15 protein-coding genes are annotated in these 21,661 nt (G+C 72.9%); 11 read left to right on the top strand and 4 right to left on the bottom strand.

Annotation, left to right across the window (positions count from 1 at the left end; all coding sequences use genetic code 11):
• The first annotated feature begins 315 nt into the window (after positions 1-315).
• The 3 genes from ADK86_RS37415 to ADK86_RS37405 all read left to right on the top strand — a co-directional run bounded on the left by ADK86_RS37415 (position 316) and on the right by ADK86_RS37405 (position 7,441).
• Positions 316-1,047, top strand: coding sequence for a VIT1/CCC1 transporter family protein (locus ADK86_RS37415; protein ID WP_053700638.1), 732 nt, complete (start codon positions 316-318; stop codon positions 1,045-1,047).
• A 312-nt stretch (positions 1,048-1,359) separates the two neighbouring features.
• A complete protein-coding gene (gltB, locus tag ADK86_RS37410) occupies positions 1,360-5,988 on the top strand; it encodes a glutamate synthase large subunit (RefSeq protein ID WP_053700634.1) in 4,629 nt (1,542 codons plus the stop codon).
• On the top strand, positions 5,981-7,441 hold the full coding sequence (locus ADK86_RS37405; protein WP_053700633.1) for a glutamate synthase subunit beta: 1,461 nt from the start codon (positions 5,981-5,983) through the stop codon (positions 7,439-7,441). The genes gltB and ADK86_RS37405 overlap by 8 nt, the downstream gene beginning before the upstream one ends.
• Before the next feature lie 107 nt (positions 7,442-7,548).
• On the opposite strand, the gene ADK86_RS37400 is transcribed toward ADK86_RS37405, so the two are convergent.
• A complete protein-coding gene (locus tag ADK86_RS37400; protein ID WP_053700632.1) occupies positions 7,549-8,088 on the bottom strand; it encodes a MarR family winged helix-turn-helix transcriptional regulator in 540 nt (179 codons plus the stop codon).
• A 69-nt stretch (positions 8,089-8,157) separates the two neighbouring features.
• On the opposite strand from ADK86_RS37400, the gene ADK86_RS37395 reads away from it, so the two are divergent.
• Entirely contained in the window at positions 8,158-8,886 is a 729-nt protein-coding gene (locus ADK86_RS37395; protein WP_053700631.1) for an SDR family NAD(P)-dependent oxidoreductase, read from the top strand.
• A gap of 55 nt (positions 8,887-8,941) precedes the next feature.
• On the opposite strand, the gene ADK86_RS37390 is transcribed toward ADK86_RS37395, so the two are convergent.
• Entirely contained in the window at positions 8,942-9,412 is a 471-nt protein-coding gene (locus ADK86_RS37390; protein ID WP_053700630.1) for a PPOX class F420-dependent oxidoreductase, read from the bottom strand.
• Between the two features lie 146 nt (positions 9,413-9,558).
• On the opposite strand from ADK86_RS37390, the gene ADK86_RS37385 reads away from it, so the two are divergent.
• From ADK86_RS37385 to ADK86_RS37355, 7 genes are all read left to right on the top strand, one after another.
• Entirely contained in the window at positions 9,559-9,843 is a 285-nt protein-coding gene (locus ADK86_RS37385; RefSeq protein ID WP_078952528.1) for a hypothetical protein, read from the top strand.
• A 55-nt stretch (positions 9,844-9,898) separates the two neighbouring features.
• Positions 9,899-11,002 (top strand): hypothetical protein, encoded by a 1,104-nt coding sequence (locus ADK86_RS37380; protein WP_053700629.1) that lies wholly within the window; start codon positions 9,899-9,901, stop codon positions 11,000-11,002.
• Between the two features lie 95 nt (positions 11,003-11,097).
• Complete coding sequence (locus tag ADK86_RS37375) at positions 11,098-11,880, top strand: MBL fold metallo-hydrolase (RefSeq protein WP_053700628.1); 783 nt, start codon at positions 11,098-11,100, stop codon at positions 11,878-11,880.
• A gap of 152 nt (positions 11,881-12,032) precedes the next feature.
• Entirely contained in the window at positions 12,033-12,728 is a 696-nt protein-coding gene (locus ADK86_RS37370; protein ID WP_053700627.1) for an alpha/beta fold hydrolase, read from the top strand.
• A 296-nt stretch (positions 12,729-13,024) separates the two neighbouring features.
• Positions 13,025-13,561 carry a sigma-70 family RNA polymerase sigma factor gene (locus tag ADK86_RS37365; RefSeq protein ID WP_053700626.1) on the top strand — a complete coding sequence of 179 codons (537 nt, stop codon included), beginning with the start codon at positions 13,025-13,027 and terminating at the stop codon, positions 13,559-13,561.
• Positions 13,558-15,393, top strand: coding sequence for a hypothetical protein (locus ADK86_RS37360; RefSeq protein WP_053700625.1), 1,836 nt, complete (start codon positions 13,558-13,560; stop codon positions 15,391-15,393). The genes ADK86_RS37365 and ADK86_RS37360 overlap by 4 nt, the downstream gene beginning before the upstream one ends.
• Positions 15,390-20,123: an FtsK/SpoIIIE domain-containing protein gene (locus ADK86_RS37355; RefSeq protein ID WP_078952527.1), complete on the top strand. Its 4,734-nt coding sequence runs from the start codon at positions 15,390-15,392 to the stop codon at positions 20,121-20,123. The genes ADK86_RS37360 and ADK86_RS37355 overlap by 4 nt, the downstream gene beginning before the upstream one ends.
• A 70-nt stretch (positions 20,124-20,193) precedes the next feature.
• On the opposite strand, the gene ADK86_RS37350 is transcribed toward ADK86_RS37355, so the two are convergent.
• Both ADK86_RS37350 and ADK86_RS37345 read right to left on the bottom strand, forming a co-directional pair.
• The gene (locus ADK86_RS37350) at positions 20,194-20,502 is read right to left on the bottom strand and encodes a hypothetical protein (protein WP_003985481.1); all 309 of its coding nucleotides are present in this window, start codon (positions 20,500-20,502) and stop codon (positions 20,194-20,196) included.
• A gap of 82 nt (positions 20,503-20,584) precedes the next feature.
• Positions 20,585-21,595 carry a hypothetical protein gene (locus ADK86_RS37345; protein ID WP_053700635.1) on the bottom strand — a complete coding sequence of 337 codons (1,011 nt, stop codon included), beginning with the start codon at positions 21,593-21,595 and terminating at the stop codon, positions 20,585-20,587.
• Between the last annotated feature and the right edge of the window lie 66 nt (positions 21,596-21,661).

Below are 21,661 nucleotides of genomic sequence, written 5' to 3'. Positions count from 1 at the left end.
CATCCCCACCGCCCCCTCCCACATCCCGTACCGCCTGCTGGAAACGTTTACAGAATCTCGCCTCCGCACCCCCGCCCGCACTGAGGTTTTCCGCAGTCTTGAATGCGGCTTTCCGCATTCCGCCGCATCCGCCCTCTGTGATCCACCCCTCACCCGCAGCCACCGCCTCCGCAAAGCCGCAGGTCAGAGAGGTAAGTTCGGCCTTCCTTGCTAGCGCGAACGGGCAAGTGACGCATAGCGTCGAGGTGTTGGAGGGGGAAGCGCCGGAGTCGGCCCACACCTCGCGAGAAGGGAACGGGTCCCTACATGTCCGTCATGGAAGTCATGGACGCCTCGGCGCCCACGCACATAGCCCACCGCGACAACCACACCCACCGCGATGTGAACGGCGGCTGGCTGCGCCCCGCCGTCTTCGGCGCGATGGACGGGCTGGTGTCGAACCTCGCTCTGATGACCGGCGTCGCCGGCGGCGCGGTCTCGCAGCAGACCATCGTCATCACCGGCCTCGCGGGGCTGGCCGCCGGTGCCTTCTCGATGGCGGCCGGCGAGTACACCTCGGTGGCCTCGCAGCGCGAGCTGGTCCTCGCCGAGCTGGACGTGGAGCGGCGCGAGCTGCGCAAGCACCCCAAGGACGAGCTGGAGGAGCTGGCCGCGCTGTACGAGTCGCGCGGTGTCGAGCCGGAGCTGGCCCGCGAGGTGGCCAAGCAGTTGTCGAAGGACCCGGAGCAGGCGCTGGAGATCCACGCCCGCGAGGAGCTGGGCATCGACCCGTCCGACCTGCCGTCGCCGATGGTCGCCGCCGTCTCGTCCTTCGGGTCGTTCGCGCTGGGCGCGCTGCTGCCGGTGCTGCCGTACCTGCTGGGCGCCTCCCAGCTGTGGCCCGCGGTGCTGCTGGCGCTGGTGGGACTCTTCGGGTGCGGGGCGGTCGTGGCCCGGGTGACGGCACGGTCCTGGTGGTTCAGCGGGCTGCGGCAGCTGGCCCTCGGTGGCGCCGCGGCGGGTGTGACGTACGTCCTGGGCGCACTGTTCGGTACGGCCGTAGGGTGACGCCCCGTGCAGCGCTATGCGGGCGCCCGCATAATTAAAGTGTTACTTGGCGGTTTCACGCCGCCGGGGGCCGGGCATAAGGCCCAAGCGTTGCGGGCAATGTCGCCTGCTCTGAAACGGCGCTCACGACGCCGGCGGAGGTCGATCCGTCCGCCCGCGTCCCCGGTCCACCGCCACCAGTGGTGTCCGCATGCTGGAAGGCTCTATCCGCTTTTCGAGAAGCGAGCCATCCTGTAACCTGCACGAAATTTCGCGGAGGGCCAACGTCGTCCCTCGGCTACACCACATGCCACGACGACGTTGGGAGAGCCGATGCGTTCCGCGTCCACGCACTCCGCGACCACCGGCAGCGCCGGCGCCGCCTGGTCGCCCTTGGACGGGCGCCCCGCCCCGCAGGGAATGTACGACCCCCGCAACGAACACGACGCCTGCGGCGTCGGCTTCGTGGCGACCCTGACCGGTGAGGCCGACCACGCGCTGGTCGAGCAGGCCCTCACGGTCCTGCGCAACCTGGAACACCGCGGCGCGACCGGCTCCGAGCCCGACTCCGGTGACGGCGCCGGCATCCTCCTGCAGATCCCGGACGCCTTCCTGCGGGAGAGCGTTTCTTTCTCGCTCCCCGAGGCCGGTGCGTACGCCGTCGGCATCGCCTTCCTGCCCTCCGTGGCCGAGGACGCCGCGGCCGCCGTCTCGCGGATCGAGACGCTCGCGTCCGAAGAGGGCCTGGACGTCCTCGGCTGGCGGGTCGTCCCGGTCGCCCCGCAGCTGCTCGGCAACGGCGCCCGCGCCACGATGCCCGCCTTCTCCCAGCTGTTCGTCGCCGACAAGCACGGCAAGGACACCGGCCTGGCGCTGGACCGCAAGGCGTTCGTGCTGCGCAAGCGCGCCGAGCGCGAGGCCGGGGTCTACTTCCCCTCGCTGTCCGCGCGCACGATCGTCTACAAGGGCATGCTGACCACGGGGCAGCTGGAGCCGTTCTTCCCGGACCTGTCCGACCGCCGCTTCGCGACCGCCATCGCGCTGGTCCACTCGCGGTTCTCCACCAACACCTTCCCGAGCTGGCCGCTGGCCCACCCGTACCGCTTCGTCGCCCACAACGGTGAGATCAACACCGTCCAGGGCAACCGCAACTGGATGCGGGCCCGCGAGTCGCAGCTCGCCAGCAAGCTCTTCGCCGACGCCACCGGCAACAGCGACAACCTGGAGCGCCTGTTCCCGGTCTGTACGCCGGACGCCTCCGACTCGGCCTCCTTCGACGAGGTCCTGGAACTGCTGCACCTCGGCGGCCGGTCGCTGCCGCACTCGGTGCTGATGATGGTCCCGGAGGCGTGGGAGAACAGCACCTCCATGGACCCGGCGCGGCGGGCGTTCTACGCGTACCACTCCACGATGATGGAGCCCTGGGACGGCCCGGCCTGCGTCACCTTCACCGACGGCACCCAGGTCGGCGCGGTCCTGGACCGCAACGGCCTGCGCCCGGGGCGCTACTGGGTCACCGACGACGGCCTGGTGGTGCTCTCCTCCGAGGTCGGCGTCCTGGACATCGACCCGGCCAAGGTCGTGCGCAAGGGCCGCCTGCAGCCCGGCCGGATGTTCCTGGTGGACACCGCCGAGCACCGCATCATCGAGGACGACGAGATCAAGGCGCAGCTCGCCGCCGAGCACCCGTACCAGGAGTGGCTGGACGCGGGTCTGATCGAGCTGGCCGACCTGCCCGAGCGCGAGCACATCGTGCACACCCACGCCTCGGTCACCCGCCGCCAGCAGACCTTCGGCTACACCGAGGAGGAGCTGCGCGTCATCCTGGCGCCGATGGCCAAGACCGGCGCCGAGCCGATCGGCTCGATGGGCACGGACTCGCCGATCGCCGCCCTCTCCGAGCGCCCGCGGCTGCTGTTCGACTACTTCACCCAGCTGTTCGCGCAGGTCACCAACCCGCCGCTGGACGCCATCCGCGAGGAGCTGGTCACCTCGCTGATCTCCTCGCTGGGCCCGCAGGGCAATCTGCTGGAGCCGACCGCGGCCTCCTGCCGCAGCGTCACGCTGCCCTTCCCGGTGATCGACAACGATGAGCTGGCCAAGCTCATCCACATCAACGCCGACGGCGACATGCCGGGCATGAAGGCGGTCACCCTCTCCGGTCTGTACCGGGTCTCCGGCGGTGGCGAGGCACTGGCCGCCCGGATCGCCCGGATCTGCGCCGAGGCCGACGCCGCCATCGAGGACGGCGCCCGTCTGATCGTGCTCTCCGACCGCCATTCGGACGCCGAGCACGCGCCCATCCCGTCCCTGCTGCTGACCGCCGCGGTGCACCACCACCTGATCGGCACCAAGCAGCGCACCCAGGTCGGTCTGCTGGTCGAGGCCGGTGATGTGCGCGAGGTGCACCACGTCGCGCTGCTCATCGGGTACGGCGCGGCCGCCGTCAACCCGTACCTGGCGATGGAGTCCGTCGAGGACCTGGTCCGCGCCGGTACGTTCCTGCCGAAGGACACCGACCCCGAGGCCGCGATCAAGAACCTGATCAAGGCGCTGGGCAAGGGCGTCCTGAAGGTGATGTCCAAGATGGGCATCTCCACCGTCGCCTCCTACCGGGGCGCCCAGGTCTTCGAGGCCGTCGGCCTGGACCAGTCCTTCGTGGACGCCTACTTCCACGGCACCACCACGAAGATCGGCGGCGCCGGCATCGACGTGATCGCCAAGGAGGTCGCGGCCCGGCACGCCAAGGCGTACCCGGCCACCGGCATTGCCGCCACCCACCGCGCGCTGGACATCGGCGGCGAGTACCAGTGGCGCCGCGAGGGCGAGCCGCACCTGTTCGACCCGGACACGGTCTTCCGCCTCCAGCACTCCACCCGCTCGCGCCGCTACGACATCTTCAAGCAGTACACGCAGCGGGTGAACGAGCAGTCCGAGCGCCTGATGACGCTGCGCGGCCTGTTCTCGTTCAAGTCCGACCGCCCCTCGGTGCCGCTGGAGGAGGTCGAGCCCGCCTCCGAGATCGTCAAGCGCTTCTCGACGGGCGCCATGTCGTACGGCTCCATCTCCAAGGAGGCGCACGAGACCCTCGCCATCGCCATGAACCAGCTGGGCGGCAAGTCCAACACCGGTGAGGGCGGCGAGGACCCGGAGCGCCTGTACGACCCGGCGCGCCGCTCCTCGATCAAGCAGGTGGCGTCCGGCCGGTTCGGCGTGACCAGCGAATACCTGGTCAACTCCGACGACATCCAGATCAAGATGGCGCAGGGCGCCAAGCCCGGCGAGGGCGGCCAGCTGCCCGGCCACAAGGTCTACCCGTGGGTGGCCAAGACCCGGCACTCGACGCCGGGCGTCGGCCTGATCTCCCCGCCGCCGCACCACGACATCTACTCCATCGAGGACCTCGCCCAGCTCATCCACGACCTGAAGAACGCCAACCCGCAGGCCCGCATCCACGTGAAGCTGGTCTCCGAGGTCGGCGTCGGCACGGTCGCCGCGGGTGTCTCCAAGGCGCACGCGGACGTGGTCCTGATCTCCGGCCACGACGGCGGTACGGGTGCGTCCCCGCTGACCTCCCTGAAGCACGCGGGCGGCCCCTGGGAGCTGGGCCTGGCCGAGACGCAGCAGACGCTGCTGCTCAACGGGCTGCGCGACCGGATCGTGGTGCAGACCGACGGCCAGCTCAAGACCGGCCGCGACGTGGTCATCGCCGCCCTGCTGGGCGCCGAGGAGTACGGCTTCGCGACCGCGCCGCTGGTGGTCTCCGGCTGCGTCATGATGCGGGTGTGCCACCTGGACACCTGCCCGGTCGGCATCGCCACCCAGAACCCGACGCTGCGCGAGCGCTTCAGCGGCAAGGCCGAGTACATCGTCAACTTCTTCGAGTTCATCGCCGAGGAGGTCCGCGAGCTGCTGGCCGAGCTGGGCTTCCGGACGCTGGACGAGGCGATCGGCCACGCCGACCTGCTCGACACCGCCCGGGCGGTCAACCACTGGAAGGCGCAGGGCCTGGACCTGGCCCCGCTGCTGCACGTGCCCGAGCTGCCCGAGGGCGCCGTACGCCACCAGATCGCCGCCCAGGACCACGGCCTGGCGAAGGCGCTCGACAACGAGCTGATCAAGCTGGCCGCCGACGCGCTGTCCGCGGACACCGCCGAGGCCGCGCAGCCCGTACGGGCGCAGGTGGCGATCCGTAACATCAACCGGACCGTGGGCACCATGCTCGGCCACGAGGTGACCAAGAAGTTCGGCGGCGCGGGCCTGCCCGACGACACCATCGACATCACCTTCACCGGCTCGGCCGGCCAGTCCTTCGGCGCGTTCCTGCCGCGCGGCATCACGCTGCGCCTGGAGGGCGACGCCAACGACTACGTCGGCAAGGGCCTGTCGGGCGGCCGGATCGTGGTCCGCCCGGACCGCGGTGCCGACCACCTCGCCGAGTACTCGACCATCGCGGGCAACACCCTCGCCTACGGTGCCACCGGCGGCGAACTGTTCCTGCGCGGCAAGGTCGGCGAGCGGTTCTGCGTCCGCAACTCCGGTGCCACGGTGGTCTCCGAGGGCGTCGGCGACCACGGCTGCGAGTACATGACGGGCGGCCACGCCGTCGTCCTGGGCGAGACCGGGCGCAACTTCGCGGCCGGTATGTCCGGCGGTATCGCGTACGTCATCGACCTGGACCCGGCCAACGTCAACCGTGAGCTGACCGCCGCCGTGACCACCGAGCTGGACGCCACCGACCGCGCGTGGCTGCACGATGTGGTGCGCCGCCACCAGGAGGAGACCGGCTCCACCGTCGCCGAGAAGCTGCTCGCCGACTGGGACGCCGCGCTGACCCGCTTCAGCAAGGTCATTCCGGCCACCTACCAGGCAGTGCTCGCCGCCAAGGACGCCGCCGAGCGAGCCGGGCTCTCCGAGTCCGAGACCCACGAGAAGATGATGGAGGCGGCGATCAATGGCTGACCCCAAGGGCTTCCTGACCACCGGCCGCGAGGTCGCCAAGACCCGCCCCGTCGAGGAGCGCGTCCGGGACTGGAACGAGGTCTACGTCCCCGGTTCGCTGCTGCCGATCATCAGCAAGCAGGCCGGGCGCTGCATGGACTGCGGCATTCCCTTCTGCCACAACGGCTGTCCGCTGGGCAACCTCATCCCCGAGTGGAACGACTACGCGTACCGCGAGGACTGGACGGCCGCCAGCGAGCGGCTGCACGCGACCAACAACTTCCCGGAGTTCACCGGTCGCCTGTGCCCGGCCCCTTGCGAGTCGGCGTGTGTGCTGGGCATCAACCAGCCGCCGGTGACCATCAAGAACGTCGAGGTCACCATCATCGACAAGGCGTGGGACAACGGGGACGTCACCCCGCAGCCGCCGGAGCGCCTGTCCGGCAAGACGGTCGCCGTCATCGGCTCCGGCCCGGCCGGCCTGGCCGCCGCCCAGCAGCTGACCCGGGCGGGCCACACCGTCGCCGTCTACGAGCGCGCGGACCGTATCGGGGGCCTCCTCCGGTACGGCATCCCCGAGTTCAAGATGGAAAAGCGCCACATCAACCGCCGTATCGAGCAGATGCGGGCGGAAGGCACCAAGTTCCGTACGGAGGTGGAGATCGGCCGGGACATCGACGCCGCCAAGCTGCGCAAGCGCTACGACGCCGTCGTGATCGCCGCCGGTGCCACCACCTCCCGCGACCTGAAGGTCCCGGGCCGCGAGCTGAACGGCGTCCACTTCGCGATGGAGTACCTGCCGCTCGCCAACAAGGTGCAGGAGGGCGACCTGACGGTCTCCCCGATCACCGCCGAGGGCAAGCACGTCGTGGTCATCGGCGGCGGCGACACCGGAGCCGACTGCGTCGGCACCGCGCACCGCCAGGGCGCGAAGTCCGTCACCCAGCTGGAGATCATGGGCAAGCCCGGCGACGAGCGGAACCCGAACCAGCCGTGGCCGACCTTCCCGATGCTCTACAAGGTCACCTCGGCGCACGAGGAGGGCGGCGAGCGGCTGTACTCCGTCTCCACCACCCACTTCGAGGGCGACGAGGACGGCAACGTCCAGTGGCTGCACCTGGTCGAGGTGGAGTTCAAGGACGGCCGTCCGGAGCCGAAGCCGGGCACCGAGCGGAAGATCCCCGCGCAGCTGGTCACCCTGGCCATGGGCTTCACCGGCACCGACCAGGAGAACGGTCTCGTCGAGCAGTTCGGCCTGGAGCTGGACGCGCGCGGCAACATCGCCCGCGACGCCGACTTCGCCACCAACGTCCCCGGCGTGTACGTCGCCGGTGACGCGGGCCGCGGCCAGTCGCTGATCGTCTGGGCCATCGCCGAGGGCCGCTCCGCGGCGCGCGGCGTGGACCGCTACCTCGCGGGTGCCAGCGCGCTGCCCGCCCCCATCAAGCCGACGGACCGCGCACTGACCGTGTGACGACCCCCGGCTCATGAATGTCCCGCACAAAGACGTGCGGAACACCGCGGCGCCTGTCCCCCTCCCCGACCGGAGGGCAGGCGCCGCACTCTTTTCCCTGCCCGCGCCTACTCGCCCACCTGCGTGATCCGGTCGTCGCCCAGCCGCGCCTGCACGTCCTGGAGCAGCAGCTTCAACAGCTCCCTGAGCTGTTCCTGCTGGTCCGGGGTCAGGCCGCCGACCAGCTCCGCCTCCCGGTACAGCACCTGGTCCACGGTCCGCTCGACGAGTTCGTGTCCCGCCGGGGTCAGTTCCACCCACACCGTACGGGGGCGGCCCTCGCCCGCGCGGCGCACCACCAGCCCCTCGCGCTCGGCGCGCGCGACGCGCTGCGAGACCGCGCCGGCCGTCACCATGGAGCGCGCCGCCAGGTCGCGGGTGCTGAGGGTGTACGGCTCACCGGCCCGGCGCAGCACGCTGAGCAGGTCGAGCGTTGCGGTGTCCACCCCGGCGCGGGCCAGCACCCGGCGCCGGTCGTCGCCGAGCAGCTTGGCCAGCTGCCAGACGGGCGTGACGATCCCGATGGCCGAGACGGGGGTTCCGGGGCGCTCGCGTTCCCAGGCGTCGGCGATCTCCTGGACGGGGTACGGGGCGTCCGCGCTTGCCATGGGCCCTCCTGGGGATGTTACGTTCAGACCTAAATTTAGACCTGAATGACTGACGTCGGGAGCTACCTTATGTCACGCACCATCCTGGTCACCGGCGGCGCCACCGGCATCGGCCTGGCCGTCGCCCGCCACTTCGCCGCACAGGGCGACGCGGTCGTCATCACCGGCCGCCGCCCCGCGCCCCTGGAGAAGGCCGCCGAGGAGACCGGCGCCCGCGCGGTCGTCTGCGACCACACCGACCCCGCCGCGCTGGACCGCCTGCTCGCCGAACTGCCCGCCTCGATCGACGTCCTGGTCAACAACGCCGGCGGCAACACCGACCTGGACGACGCGCCGGGCGACGACCTGGCCTCGTACGCCCGCGCCTTCCGGGCCAACCTCGACGCCAACCTGCTCACCGCCGCCCTCACCACCAAGGCCGTCGAGGCCCGGCTCGCCCCGGGCGGCGCCGTGGTGCACATCGGCTCGATCGCCGCGGACCGGGGCGCCGGTTCGCTCGGTGCCTACGGCGCGGCCAAGGCCGGGCTGACCACCTGGGACCTCGACCTGGCGAACACGCTCGGCCCGCGCGGCGTCACCGCCAACGTCGTCTCGCCCGGCTACATCGAGGACACCGAGTTCTTCCGGGACCACCTCGCCGACGAGCGGCGCGCCCAGTTGATCGCCCAGACCGCGACCGGCCGCGCGGGCCGGCCCGAGGACATCGCGGCGACGGTCGCGTTCCTGGCGTCCGAGGGGGCGCGGCACATCACGGGACAGGTGATCGGCGTCAACGGCGGGGCGTACAGGACCCGTTGAGGGCGTGCGGCGGGCGTGGTCCCGGCGCCCGCCTCCGCGCTCCTCCGTGAATGAGTTACGAGTCCTCCACGAGGCGGGCCGGGAAGCCGCCCTTGGCGATCGGCCCCCACCGCAACGGCGTCACCCGGATCAGCGACTTGCCCTGCGTGATCATCGCGGCGCGGTACTCGTGCCAGTCCGGGTGCTCGCCCGCGATGTTGCGGTAGTACTCGACCAGCGGCTCGACCGAGTCCGGTGCGTCCAGGACCTCCGCCTCGCCGTCGACCTGCACCCAGGGGCCGTTCCAGTCGTCCGACAGCACGAGCACGCTCACCGACGGGCTGCGGCGGGCGTTGCGCACCTTGGCGCGCTCCGGATACGTGGACATCACCAGGCGCCCCGAGTCGTCGACGCCGCAGGTCAGCGGGGACGCCTGCGGGGTGCCGTCGGAGCGGCGGGTGAGCAGGATCGCGCGGTGGCGGGGGCGGACGAACTCCAGCAGGCCGTCGAGGTCCACGCGGGTGTTGGTGGCGATGGAAGGGCTCATACGGGCGAGCCTAGGCGGTGACGTGAACTCCCAGGAGGGTGTGACATTCCCGGGAGCGCCGGTTCGTCCGGTCCGCGCTATTGACTAAAAGTCAGCGCGGAACGACGCTGCTGGGCAGCCGACGCAGCCGCACCCCGGGAGGACCGGTGGGTACACGTCCAGGTACAGGTACGAGCACGGGTACAGGTACAGGCTCACAAGCCGGCGCGGGCCCGGACTCCCCGGCCCTGCGCGAGCTGGCCGAAGCGCTCGGCGCACCGCCGCCGCCCGGCCTCGCCGCCGCCGCACCCGAACAGCTCGCCCTCCTGGCGCGCGCGGTGCGCGCCCGCCGCGAGAGCCACGCCGCCGGTCTCAACGACGCGGCCGAAGAGGCCCTGAAGCTGGTGCCCGCCCTCGCCCGCGGCCCCGTGCGCCGCATTCTGTTCCGCTGATCCTGCTGATTCCGCAGATGCTTCCGCCGACTTCGCCGACCGGACGGTGACCTCCATGGACACGCTCAGCAACCGCGCCGAGGCGCAGAAGATCGCCCAATTGCTCGACGTCCTGCCGGAACAGCTGGACTTCCTGCACGGGCTGCCCGCCGAGGACGTACGGCAGCTCCGTGCCCGTACCGTCGACGCGCTCTACGACGACGTGCCGGACATGCTCGACCGCATCGCCGCCGCCACCAGACTCGTCCCGGCCGGGGTCGCCGCCGCCATCTCGCAGAAGGCGCTCGGGCCGCGGCTCGCCGCCTCCGTGGCCGGGCGGCTGGAACCGGCGCGCGCCGCCGACATCATCGAGAAGCTGCCGGTCGCCTTCACCGCCGAGTCCTGCGGCCACCTCGACCCCCGCCGTATCGCCGCGATAGTCGACCGGCTGGACGAGGACCTGGTGGTCCGTATCGCCGTCGCCCTCGCCGAGCGCGGCGACCATCTGACGATGGGCCGCTTCGTCGGCCATCTGCGCGAGGGGGCCCTGCGGCGCATACTCCAGCTCATCGACGACGGCGTGGTGCTGCGCGTCGGCTTCTTCATCGACATGCCCGAACGCCTCGACGCCATCCTGGACTTGATGGGGGAGGAGCGGCTGGCTTCCGTGGTGGCCGCGGCCGGGGACGGACTGTGGCCCGAGGCGTTGGCGGTGGCCGGGCTGGCCGGGCCCGAGCGGCGCGCCCGGATGGCGGCGCTGGCCGCCCGGCAGGACCCCGTACGGCTGGACGGGCTGGTGCGCACCGCACACGAACAGGGGCTGTGGGAGGCGCTGCTGCCGCTGGTGGCGCTGCTGTCCGAGGAGGACCGGTGCGCGGTGGCCGCGCTGCCGTCGCTGCGCGACGCCGAGGTGCTCGGCGGGGTGGTGCGGGCGGTGGTGGCGACCGGGCTGTGGGCGGAGTTCCTGCCGCTGGTGGGCGTGTTGCCGCCGGAGTCGCGCAAGGCGGTGGCGGACGCGGCGGGGGGGCTGCCGGACGCGGAGCTGGACGCGATGGTGCTGGACGTGGAGAAGCGCGACCTGTGGGACGCGGTGCTGCCGCTGGTGGAGCTCATGGACGAGCCCGCCAAGGAGCGGGTGTTCGCGCTGCCCGCCTTCCAGGAGCAGGGGCGGCAGGGGTAACGGGGGCGGCGAGCGGCGGACGTTCGCCGTCGGCCCAATCCGCCCTGGGCGCAAAGCGGGTGACCCTGCGAGGGGCACCCGTTAGCGTCCCGATCATGGATGCCTCTTCGGACACCACACCCGCCCCCACCGCTGCCGTACCCGCCCCCACCGCTCCCGAGCAGATGGTCCCCGGCATCTGGTACGTGCCGTTCCCGGCGGGGCACGTCTACCTCGTACGGCTCTCCGACGGCGGTTTCGCGGCCGTCGACACCGGCGTGCCGGGCTCGGCGCCCGCCATCCTGGACGCGCTGGCCGCCATCGGCGGGCGGCCGGACGCGCTGCGGCAGATCGTGATCACCCACTTCCACATCGACCACATGGGCTCGGCCGCCGACCTCGTGGACGCCACCGGAGCCCGGGTCCTGGTGGGCGCGGCGGACGCCCCGTACATCAGCGGCACCGCCCCCGAGCCGCCGCCGCACCTCACCCCCAAGGAGCAGGCCCTGCACGAACAGGTCCTGGCGGGGCTGGCCGAGGCGGGCACGCCGCCGCTCCGGCACGTGCGGGTGGACACCGAACTGCACGACGGCGACATCCTCGACGACTGGCCGGAGCCGGCCCACGTCCTGCACGTCCCGGGCCACACGCCGGGCAGCATCGTCCTCCATCTGCCCGCCGCCGGTGTGCTGTTCACCGGCGACACCATGGGCCTGGGGCTGGACGGCCCCCTCGTGCTCGGCCCGTTCAACGTCGACCGGGAGGCGGCCATCGCCTCGTTCCGGCGGCTCGCCGTGCTGCCCGGCGTGGACACCCTGTGCGTGGCGCACGGCGAACCGATCCGCACGGGCGCGGCGCGCGCTCTCCGGGAGGCCACGCCGGAGACCGACTGGCTGTGAGACGGGCAGTCCGACCGGCCCGTAGGGGCACGGTCGGTGGGCCGGATTCCTGGCCCTACGTGCATTTCCCGTACGGGCAGAATGTCGTGTACGGGGAGATCGGACCGGTGCGTCGCCCGACCGGGCGCCGGATGTGACAGAAAGGTTCCGTCATGCAGCTGCACACCCACGAGTGGGGGACCGGTGAGCGGGTCGCGGTGCTGGTCCACGGCATCATGTCGGACCACCGCACCTGGCGCCGGGTGGGCCCGGCGCTGGCCGACCACGGTTACCGGGTCATCGCCGTCGACCTGCGCGGCCACGGCGCGAGCCCGCGCGGCCCCTACAGTGCCGCGCTGTTCGCCGACGACCTGGTGGAGACCCTGCCCGCGGACGTGGAACTGGCGCTGGGGCACTCCCTCGGCGCGATGGCGCTCTCGCTGGCCGTGGAACGGCTGAACCCCCAGCGCGCCGTCTACTCGGAGCCGGCCTGGACCCGCGGCAACACCCGGCTGCCGATGGACACCGCGTTCTTCGCGGAGTTCAAGCACGCCACCCCGCAGATGGTGCGCAGCTTCAACCCGCGCTGGGAGGAGGCCGACGTACAGCTGGAACTGGCGACGATCGACGCCTGGGACGAGGCCGGCGCGCTCGCCCTCTCCGGCAGCCATCAGCAGGAACGCATACCGGAGCGGGCGGTCGTGCCCTCCCTGGTGCAGGTGGCGGGGGAGGGCTTCCTCTTCACGGAGGCGGACAAGGAGCGGGTGGCGGCGCGCGGCTTCGAGGTCCGTACGGTCGAGGGCGCCGCGCACGTCATCCACCGGGACGACTTCGACGGCTTCATGAAGTCGTTGGAAGGCTGGATCTAGCGGAAGGTGCCTGGTCGGGGGCGTGGTTGCCGGAATTGGTGCCGAATGTTCAAAGTTGCATCACAGGCCGCGCGGCCGGACGCGGAGCGGGGTGCCGGTGTGCTGCCGGGGTGTTTTGCCGCGCTTGGCGGCGGCTGATTAGGGTGTGGTCCGTGGTAGTAGCAACCACCCGCCCCCGGCCTGCGGACCGGCGTCCCGAGACCCCCTGAGGCAGCACGACGATGACCGAACCGGCGACTTCGGCCCGAGGCCCTGCCGCCGCGCCGGAGCGCCCCGGGCCGGTCCCCCCGCCGCCCATGCGGCCGTTCGCCGAGGACCGCATCACGCGCCTCGTCCTGACCCACCGCCAGCCGCTGTTACGGTACGTCACCGGCCTGTTGCCCGCCGATCCGCAGCGCGCGGAGGACGTCGTCCAGGAGACGCTGCTGCGTGCCTGGCTGGAAAGCGACGCCTCGCGCGTCCGGGACACCCGGCGCGAGGCCGGGTGGGAACCGGGACTGCCCTGGCTGTTCAGGGTCGCCCGCAACGTCGTGATCGACTGGAGCCGGCGCGACAGCTCCCGGCCGGCCGTGCCGACCGGGCTGCCGCCGGAGACGGCCGGCCCCGCGGACGACATCGCGCACGTCGTGGAGCGGACGCACGTCGTCGGGTTGCTCGCCCAACTGTCCCGCCCCCATCGAGAGGTTCTGGTGTACACATACCTGCTCGGCTGTTCCGGCCCCGACACGGCGCACGCGCTGGGCATACCGCCCGGCACGGTGAAGTCCCGGCTGCACCACGCCATGCACCACCTGCGGCGGGCGGCCGCGCCCGAGGCCGGGGAGCGCGGATGAGCGGCGTCGGCCACGCGGCGCCGCCGGGTCCGGCGGGGGCGCACGCGCCGCTGCCGCTGGCCCTCGGCATGCCGGACCGCAACTCCTGGCTGATCCTCATCGGCTTCCTCGTCGCGCTCGTCCTGATCCTCTGGCTCATCGGCCGCGCCGTGCGCAAACAGGGCGGCTTCCGCCGCGCCTGCCGCCGGATCGCCTGGGAGGTCCGGATGACCGCGCGCGCCTTCACCGCGCCGCTGCGCGCCTACGCGCGGCACCGGCGCTGCGCCCGGACGCTCGCCGCGTACTTCGCCGACCCGGCCGCGTACGACACCGTGCGCGCAGCGCTGGACCGCGCGGACGCGGACGCGGGCGACGGCTGCTACGCGCCGGCCGTCCAGCTCGCGCAGACCCGCGACCGGGTACGTGTCGTCATCGCGGGCCGCGACCCGGCAGGTGCCGCCGGTCCGGTCCTGCCCTGGACGGACGCGGCGGGCGAGCCGGGGGAGTGGACCTGGTCCGCACCGGCCGACGCGGTACGGGGCCCGGCGGGCCACGGCCGGGCCGTACGCCTGCCGCTCGTCCTGGGCGTGGACCGCAAGGTGCCGGGCGTGGTGCTCGTCGACTGGCTGCGCGGTCCCGCGGCGCTCGGCGTCGAGGGCGACCCGCAGGTGTCCCGCAGCGTGCTCCAGGCGCTGGCCGCGCAGGTGGACCGGATGCCGGACGGGCCGCCGGTCCTGATCACCGGGGGCGTCCATCCGCGCTTCCCGGGCCGCCCGCTGGACGATGTGCTCGCGGAACTCGCCGCCGGTGCTTCCGGCCAGGGGCCGGCCGCCGAGCCGGACGCCCAGGCCCCGGACCCGACGGCCGTGCCGGTGGTGGTCTGCTGGGACCCCACGCCCGAACAGGCGGCACGCCTCGCCGACCTGTGCGCGCGGGGACGCGCCCGCGCGCTCGTCGGAGGCCGGCTGCCCGGCGCCTGCTGGGTCCTGCACGCCGAACCGGACGGGCGGCTGCTCGGCCCCGGCCCGCGGGTGGACGTGGAATCGCCCGCGCTCGGCCCGGCGGTGGCCCGTGCGGTACGGCGTCGGCAGGCTGCCCCGCATTGCGTGCTGCCGGGGGCCGGTATGGCTGCCGCTACGGGTACGGCTCCGGCCGGGCCGCCCGCGCAGCCGGACTTGCACAAGTCGGAGGCCGTATCGGTACGGCGTGCAGAGCCGGTGCAGGGCCCGGGGCGGGCGGAGTCCGTATCGGTACGGGGCGCAGAGCCGGTTCAGGGCCCGGGGCAGCCGGAACCCGCCGGACTGCGGCAGCCGGAACCTTTCGCCGCGCCCGGGTCCTCCCCGGACTTCGCGGAACCCCGGCGCTCCCCGGACTTCGCCGAACCCCGGCCTGCCCCGGACTTCGCGGAGCCCCGGCCTGCCCCGGGTGTCGCCGAGCCCGTACGGGAACCGGCAGCCGCCGTCCGCCCGTCCGGGCCCGGGCCCGGCCCCGCCGCGGCCCCGCAGCCGACCCGTACGGACAGCGCACCGCGCGAATCCGCCGCTCTGAGCGCCGACTTCGCCGAGCCCGAGCCCGAGCCCGAGCCGGGCACGGGCGCATCCGCACCGGCCCCGGCACAGCCCCCGGCCGCGCCCGCTCCCCGCCCGGCCGAAGCCTCTCCGGCGCACGCCTCCGGCGCCGCCCCGGGCGCCGACTTCGCGGAGCCGGACTTCGCGGAGCCGGACCTGGCCGAGCCCGGGTCCGCCGCCGCGCCGCCCGGGCCGGTCGGCGTATCCGCCGCCGGTACCTCCGAAGCCGACTCCGACCCCGCCGCCACCGGCGATCCTCAGGAACGGACTCCCCGAACCCCGTGAGACTCTTCGTCACCCTCGCCCCGGCCGCCCCGGAAGCCTCCGCCGCGGCCGGGGCCGGCTCCCCGCACGCCGCCCCCGAGCGGCGCGACCTGGTCCTGCACACCCCGGGCTCGACCACCGTCGGCGCCCTGGCCGCGCGTCTCGCCGGCCGGGGCGCGACCGAGGACGCGCCGCCCGCGCTCTTCCTCGGCGACCGTGAAGTGCCCGCCGACCTGCCGATATCCGCCAGCGGGATACGCGACGGCGCGACGCTCGGCCTCGGCGGCCCCGTACCGCCCGACCCGGACGGCGGCTACGGCCCCGAGCGCGCCGAACTGCCGCCGCCGTCCCGCTCCGCCGACGGCGAGCGGCTGCCCCGCGCGCCCCGCGTGGAACTCCAGCTGATCGGCGGGCGCGGCGCCGGACGCGTCTGGCCGCTGGACGTCGGTACGCACACCATCGGCCCGGCGGCGGGCAGTTCCGTACGCCTGACCGGCCGTGACGTGCCCGCGACGGGCGTCCGCGTCACGGTACGCGCGGACGGCACGGTGCTGCTGGACCCCGGCCCGGCGGCTCGCAAGCCCGCGAGCGCCGGTGCCACGGCCGGCCACCGTACCGACGTCGGCCTGTCCGTGCCCGAACCGCCGCCCGCCCGGCCCCGCGCCGACGCGGCCCCGCTGCCGCCCCCGCCGCCGCCCGAACTGCCCGACCCGTACGCCGACACCCACCAGCCGCTCCCCGCGGGCTGGGTGGAGTGGCCGCTCGGCGGTGAACTGCGGCTGGGCGAGTACCTGCTGCGGGTGGCCGAGCCCACCGAGGCGGACGCGGCCGTCGCCACCTCCGAGGACGGCGCGTACCTGGACTTCAACCGGCCGCCGCGGATCGTGCCGCCGCTGGTGCCGGAGCGGTTCACACTGCCCTCGCCGCCGGTGCCGCCGCCCCGGCGCACCATCCCGCTGCTGGTGGTCATCGCGCCGATGTTCATGGGCGTCGGCATGGTCGTCTTCCTGCACTCGTACTTCTACCTGATGTTCGCGTTCTTCAGCCCGGTGCTGGCCATCGGCAACTGGCTCAGCTCCAAGCGCAGCGGCTGGCGCGACTTCCTGACCTCGGTCGCCAACTACCGCGCCCGGCGCGCCTCGCTGGAGCAGGATGTCAAGGGCATGGTCGAGCGCGAGCGCGGCCTGCGGGTCGCGGCCGGACCCGATCCGGCAGCCGCCGGCATGTGGGCCGTCGGCCCCGGCGCCCGCCTGTGGGAGCGCCGCCGCGGCCACCCGGACCACCTGCTGCTGCGCGTCGGCACGGTCCGCCAGGCGTCGCTGCTGACGATCGAGGACGCCTCCCGCGAGGACAACCACCGCTCCGTCAACTGGCAGATCCCCGACATGCCGATCGGCGTGGACCTGGCCGGGGACGGCGTCGTCGGCATTTCCGGCGAGACCGACGCGGCCCGCGCGCTGGCCCGCTGGACCGTCGCGCAGGCCGCGATCCTGCACAGTCCGCGCGACGTACGGATCACCGTGCTCACCGACACGGCGGGCGCGCCGGCCTGGGAGTGGGTGCGGTGGCTGCCGCACGCCCGCCCCGGCGAGGGCGGCGTCGCCGCGCCGCCCTCCGGCGGGCCCACCGTCACCGTCGGCAACGACCCGGAGACGGTGGCCAACCGGGTCTCCGAGCTGGTCTCCGCGATCCGCTCCCGGGCCCGTGCGCGGGAGTCCGCGATGGGCGGCGCGCTGCTCGCCGAACCGGACCTCGTCGTGGTCCTCGACGGCGCCCGGCGGCTGCGCGACGTGCCCGGCGTGGTGCAGGTCCTCAAGGAGGGCCCGGCCGTACGGGTCTTCCTGATCTGCCTCGACCAGGAGGAGCGGATGCTCCCCGAGGAGTGCGTCACCGTCTGCGCGGTCGGCGCCCGCGAGGTCACCCTGCGCCGTACCGGCAGCGCCGACCTCACCGGCATCCGGCCCGACCTGGTGGACACCGGCTGGTGCGAGCGGATCGGACGCGCCCTGGCCCCCGTACGCGACGTCACCCCGGACGGCTCGGACGGCCTGCCGGACCGCGTCAAGCTGCTGGACCTGCTGGGCCTGGAGCCGCCGCAGGCTTCGGAACTGGCCGCCCGCTGGACCAAGCGCCCGGCCTCCACCGGCGTCCTGCTCGGCACCGGCTACACCGGCCCCGTCACCTTCGACCTGGTCAAGGACGGCCCGCACGGCCTGATCGCGGGCACCACCGGTGCCGGCAAGTCCGAACTCCTCCAGACGCTGGTGGCCTCCCTCGCGGCGGTCAACCGGCCGGACGAGATGACGTTCGTGCTCGTCGACTACAAGGGCGGCAGCGCCTTCGCGGGCTGCGAGCGGCTGCCGCACGTGCTGGGCATGGTCACCGACCTGGACAGCCACCTGGTCGAGCGGGCCCTGACCTCGCTGACCGCCGAACTGACCCGCCGCGAACGCATCCTGGCCGACGCGGGCGCCAAGGACCACACCGAGTACCGGGCGATGCGCCGCCGCGATCCCGCGCTGGCCCCGCTGCCCAGGCTGCTGCTCATCATCGACGAGTTCGCCACCCTGGCCCGCGACGTGCCCGAGTTCGTGCCCGGACTGGTCGGCATCGCGCAGCGCGGCCGCTCGCTCGGCCTGCACCTGCTGCTCGCCACCCAGCGCCCGGCCGGCGTGGTCACCGCCGACATCCGCGCCAACACCAACCTGCGGATCTCGCTGCGCGTCACCGACGCCCTCGACAGCCAGGACGTCCTGGAGGTCAACGACGCGGTCAGCATCTCCAGCGACACCCCGGGCCGCGCCCTGGCCCGGGTCGGGCACCGCTCGGTACTGCCGTTCCAGACCGCCTTCGTCGGCGCCGTACGCGACGGCGCGCAGGCCGCGCCCGCGGACGACGGGAACGCCCCGGCCGGGCCGCAGTCCGAGGCGGACGTGTGGACCAGCGAACTGACCTGGTCGCTGCTGGGCCGTACGGCGGCCGAGCCCGCCGAGGAGACCGCGGACCTCTTCGACGCCATCCAGGAGGCGATGGACGAGCGCGACGCGGCCACCGACCTGACGGTCCTGGTCGACGCGGTCCAGGAGGCCGCCGAACAGCTGGGGATCGAGCGGCAGCCCAGCCCCTGGCTGCCCGCGCTGCCGCATGCGGTCAGCCTGGCCGAACTGCCGGAGCTGCCCGACCCGGCCGACGGGCGCCTCGCGCCGGTCCTGTGGGGCGTGGCCGACCTGCCGGGCGCCCAGCGCCAGGAGCCCCTGGAGCTGGACCTCACCCGCTTCGGGCACCTGTACGTCCTGGGCACCCCGCGCTCCGGCCGCTCCCAGGTCCTGCGCACCATCGGCGGTGCCCTGGCCCAGCGGCACTCCAGCGCCGACGTGCACCTGTACGGCATCGACGCGGCCGGCGGCGCCCTGGCGGCCCTGTCCGAACTGCCGCACTGCGGCGCCGTCGTACCGCGCGCCGACCTGGAACGGCTCGGCCGCCTGCTGACCCGCCTCACCGCCGAGATGAGCGCCCGCCAGGAACTGCTCACCTCGCACGGCGCCGCCAACCTCACCGAACTGCGCGCCCTGCTGAAGCCCGCCGAACGCCCCGCCCACGTCGTCGTCCTGATCGACGGCTGGGACTCGCTGGCCGCCCTGCTCGGCGACCACGACAACGGCCGGCCGATCCAGGAGCTGACCGCGCTGATCCGCGAGGGCGCGCCGATGGGCCTGCACGTCATCGCCACGTCCGAGCGGGCCCTGATGACCGGCAAGGTCGCCTCGCTCAACGACGAGCGGCTGCTGCTGCGGATGTCCGACCGCAACGAGTACAGCCTGGCGGGCATCTCGCCCAAGCAGGTGCCGGCCGTCGTCCCGCAGGGCCGCGGCTGGCGCGGCGGCAGCGGCACCGAAATACAGGTGGCGCTGCTCGGCGAGCCGACGGAGGGGCCGGTCACCGGCCGCGACCAGGCCGAGGCGCTCAAGCGGATCGGGGAGCGGGCCGCCCGGCGCGACCGCGACCTGCCAGCGGCCCGCCGCCCCGCGCGCGTCATGAGCCTGCCCCGCCAGGTCTCCTTCACCGACGCGTACGAGAAGGTCCCGGCCGCCGACCGGCGCCCCCTGTGGGGCCTGATCGGCATCGGCGGCGACGAACTGGGCGCCGTCGGCGTGGACTTCGCGGCCGACGCGCCGTCCTTCCTCGTCAGCGGCCCGCCCGGCAGCGGCCGGTCCACCGCGCTGACCACGCTCGCGGTGTCCCTGCTGGCCGGCGGCACCCGGGTGGTCGCGCTCACCCCGCGCGAATCGCCGCTGCGGGGCCTGGCCCGGCACCCGCGTGCGGTGGTCATCACGGACCCCGACCCGCTGGCCGACGAGGTCACCGCGGCGCTGAACGCCGAACCGGGGCCCGCCGTGGTCCTGGTGGACGACGCCGACCTGCTCGCCCAGCTGCCCGCCGCCGACGCGGCGCTGCGCGAGGTCGCCACCACCGGACGCGACCGCGGCATCGGCCTGGTCGCCGCCGCCACCGCCGAAACGCTGACCTCGGTCGGCATCGGCTGGCTCGGCCTGGTGCGGCGCGTACGCAAGGGCATGCTGCTCTCGCCGCAGTCGCCGGGCGAGGGCGACATCCTCGGCGTCCGGGTGCCGTACGACCTGCTGCGCGGCCGCCCGACGCCGGGCCGCGGCCTGACCGCCGACCCGGTCACCGGCGCGCTGGTGTCGGTGCTGGTGCCGGAGACGGTACTGCGCGACGGGGACGCGGGCTGACCTCACGACGGTGCCCCGCCGCCGGACCTTCCGTCCGGTGGCGGGGCACCGTCATGTCGTACGGGCGGGGTCAGCCGGCCTTCTTGGTGCCGGCCGCGATGTCCGCGTCCATCTTCTCGATGTTGTTCTTGATCTGGTTGAACTGGTTGGCGAAGGAGTTGATGGACTCCACGGCCTTCTGCAGCGACGCGGTGAGGTTGGTGTACGACTCCTTCAGCGCCGGGCTGCTCTGCTGCATGAACATGCCGTTGTCGAGCAGGCCCTCGACGGTGGTCTTGGTGCTGATCAGCAGCGGGTTGATGTCGTTGACGGCCTGGTTCATCACGCCGGAGACGCGCTGGATCTCGTTGTAGTCGATGTTGATGTTGCCTGCGGGCATGGTGCTGTCTCCCTGGATCGATGGGGGGATGGGTGGGTCTTCCGGACGGGGTCCGGGCGCGCCGGGCCGGGGGGAGAGGCCGTCAGTCGTCGGACTTCTTCGGCTTCCAGCCGGTGTCCCCCTTGGCGTCGTCGCTCGTCCACTCCTCCGTCTTGCCGTCGGTCACCACGGTCTTGGTGCCGCTGCCGTCCTCCTTGACCTCGATGGTGGTGGTCACCTCGTGGCCGTTGAGGTCGACGGAGGAGTGGGTCGTACCTTTCACCGTCTGCTCGTTGCCGTCCTCGTCGGGACCGACGGTGGTGTACGTGGTTTTGGTGTCCCGGTGGCCGGTCTTCTGGTCGGTGACCGAAGTGGTCGTGCCGGTGGTGGTGCTCTCTTTGCCCTCGGTGTCCTTCGTCTTGCTCGTGAAGTCGTCCGTGGTGGTCTTGTGCTCCGTCGTCTCGGTCGTCGACGAGGTACCGGTGGTGTTCGTGACGTTGCCGAAGACGTCCGTCGACTTCGAGTCGTAGGTGCCGTCGGGGTGGTAGTTCGTGGTGTCGGTCGACTTCAGACCGGTCCTGGTCTCCATCGTCGTGGTGATCTTCGTCGGCTCGCCGTCCGGACCGTACTCGTACGTCGTGGTGGTCTTGTTGCCGTGCCCGTCGTCGGTGGTCCACTCATGGGGGCGCTCACCGGGCTTCTCGGGCTCCTTGGGCAGCAGGGACGGGTCGAGGTCCGGGTGTTCCTTCTTGGCCTTCTCGACCGCCTCGTGCCAGGCGTTCCACTCCTTGTCCCGGGCCTTCCACAGGTCGGAGGAGATCTGGGCGCTCTGCTTGGCCGCCTTGTTGGCCAGGTCGAAGTCCCAGTCGGCCCACTTCTTCGCCACGCCGTCGTAGAGGTTCTTGAGCTTTTCCAGCTTCTCCTCGGAGCGCTTGAAGGAGCCCTTCCACGTCGCGTAGTACTTGCGGATCGCCGCGACCGCCGTGCGGCTGCCGACCTCGTCGACGGAGTACTCCTGCTTGCTCTCGCGGGCCTGCTTGACCTCTTCCTTGAGCTTGCCGGCCTTCTGCGCGACATCGTTGAGCAGCTCGTAGTCAACGGCTATGTCGGACACGGTCACACCCTTCGCGCGCTCGGAGATCACTTTCCGTCTCCACTGGTCAAACGCAACTCGAAGCCG

Source organism: Streptomyces sp. NRRL F-5755, assembly GCF_001279365.1.
Lineage (GTDB): Bacteria > Actinomycetota > Actinomycetes > Streptomycetales > Streptomycetaceae > Streptomyces > Streptomyces rimosus.
Note: the sequence above shows the minus strand (reverse complement) of the source record. Positions and strands in the feature narration are given on the sequence as shown.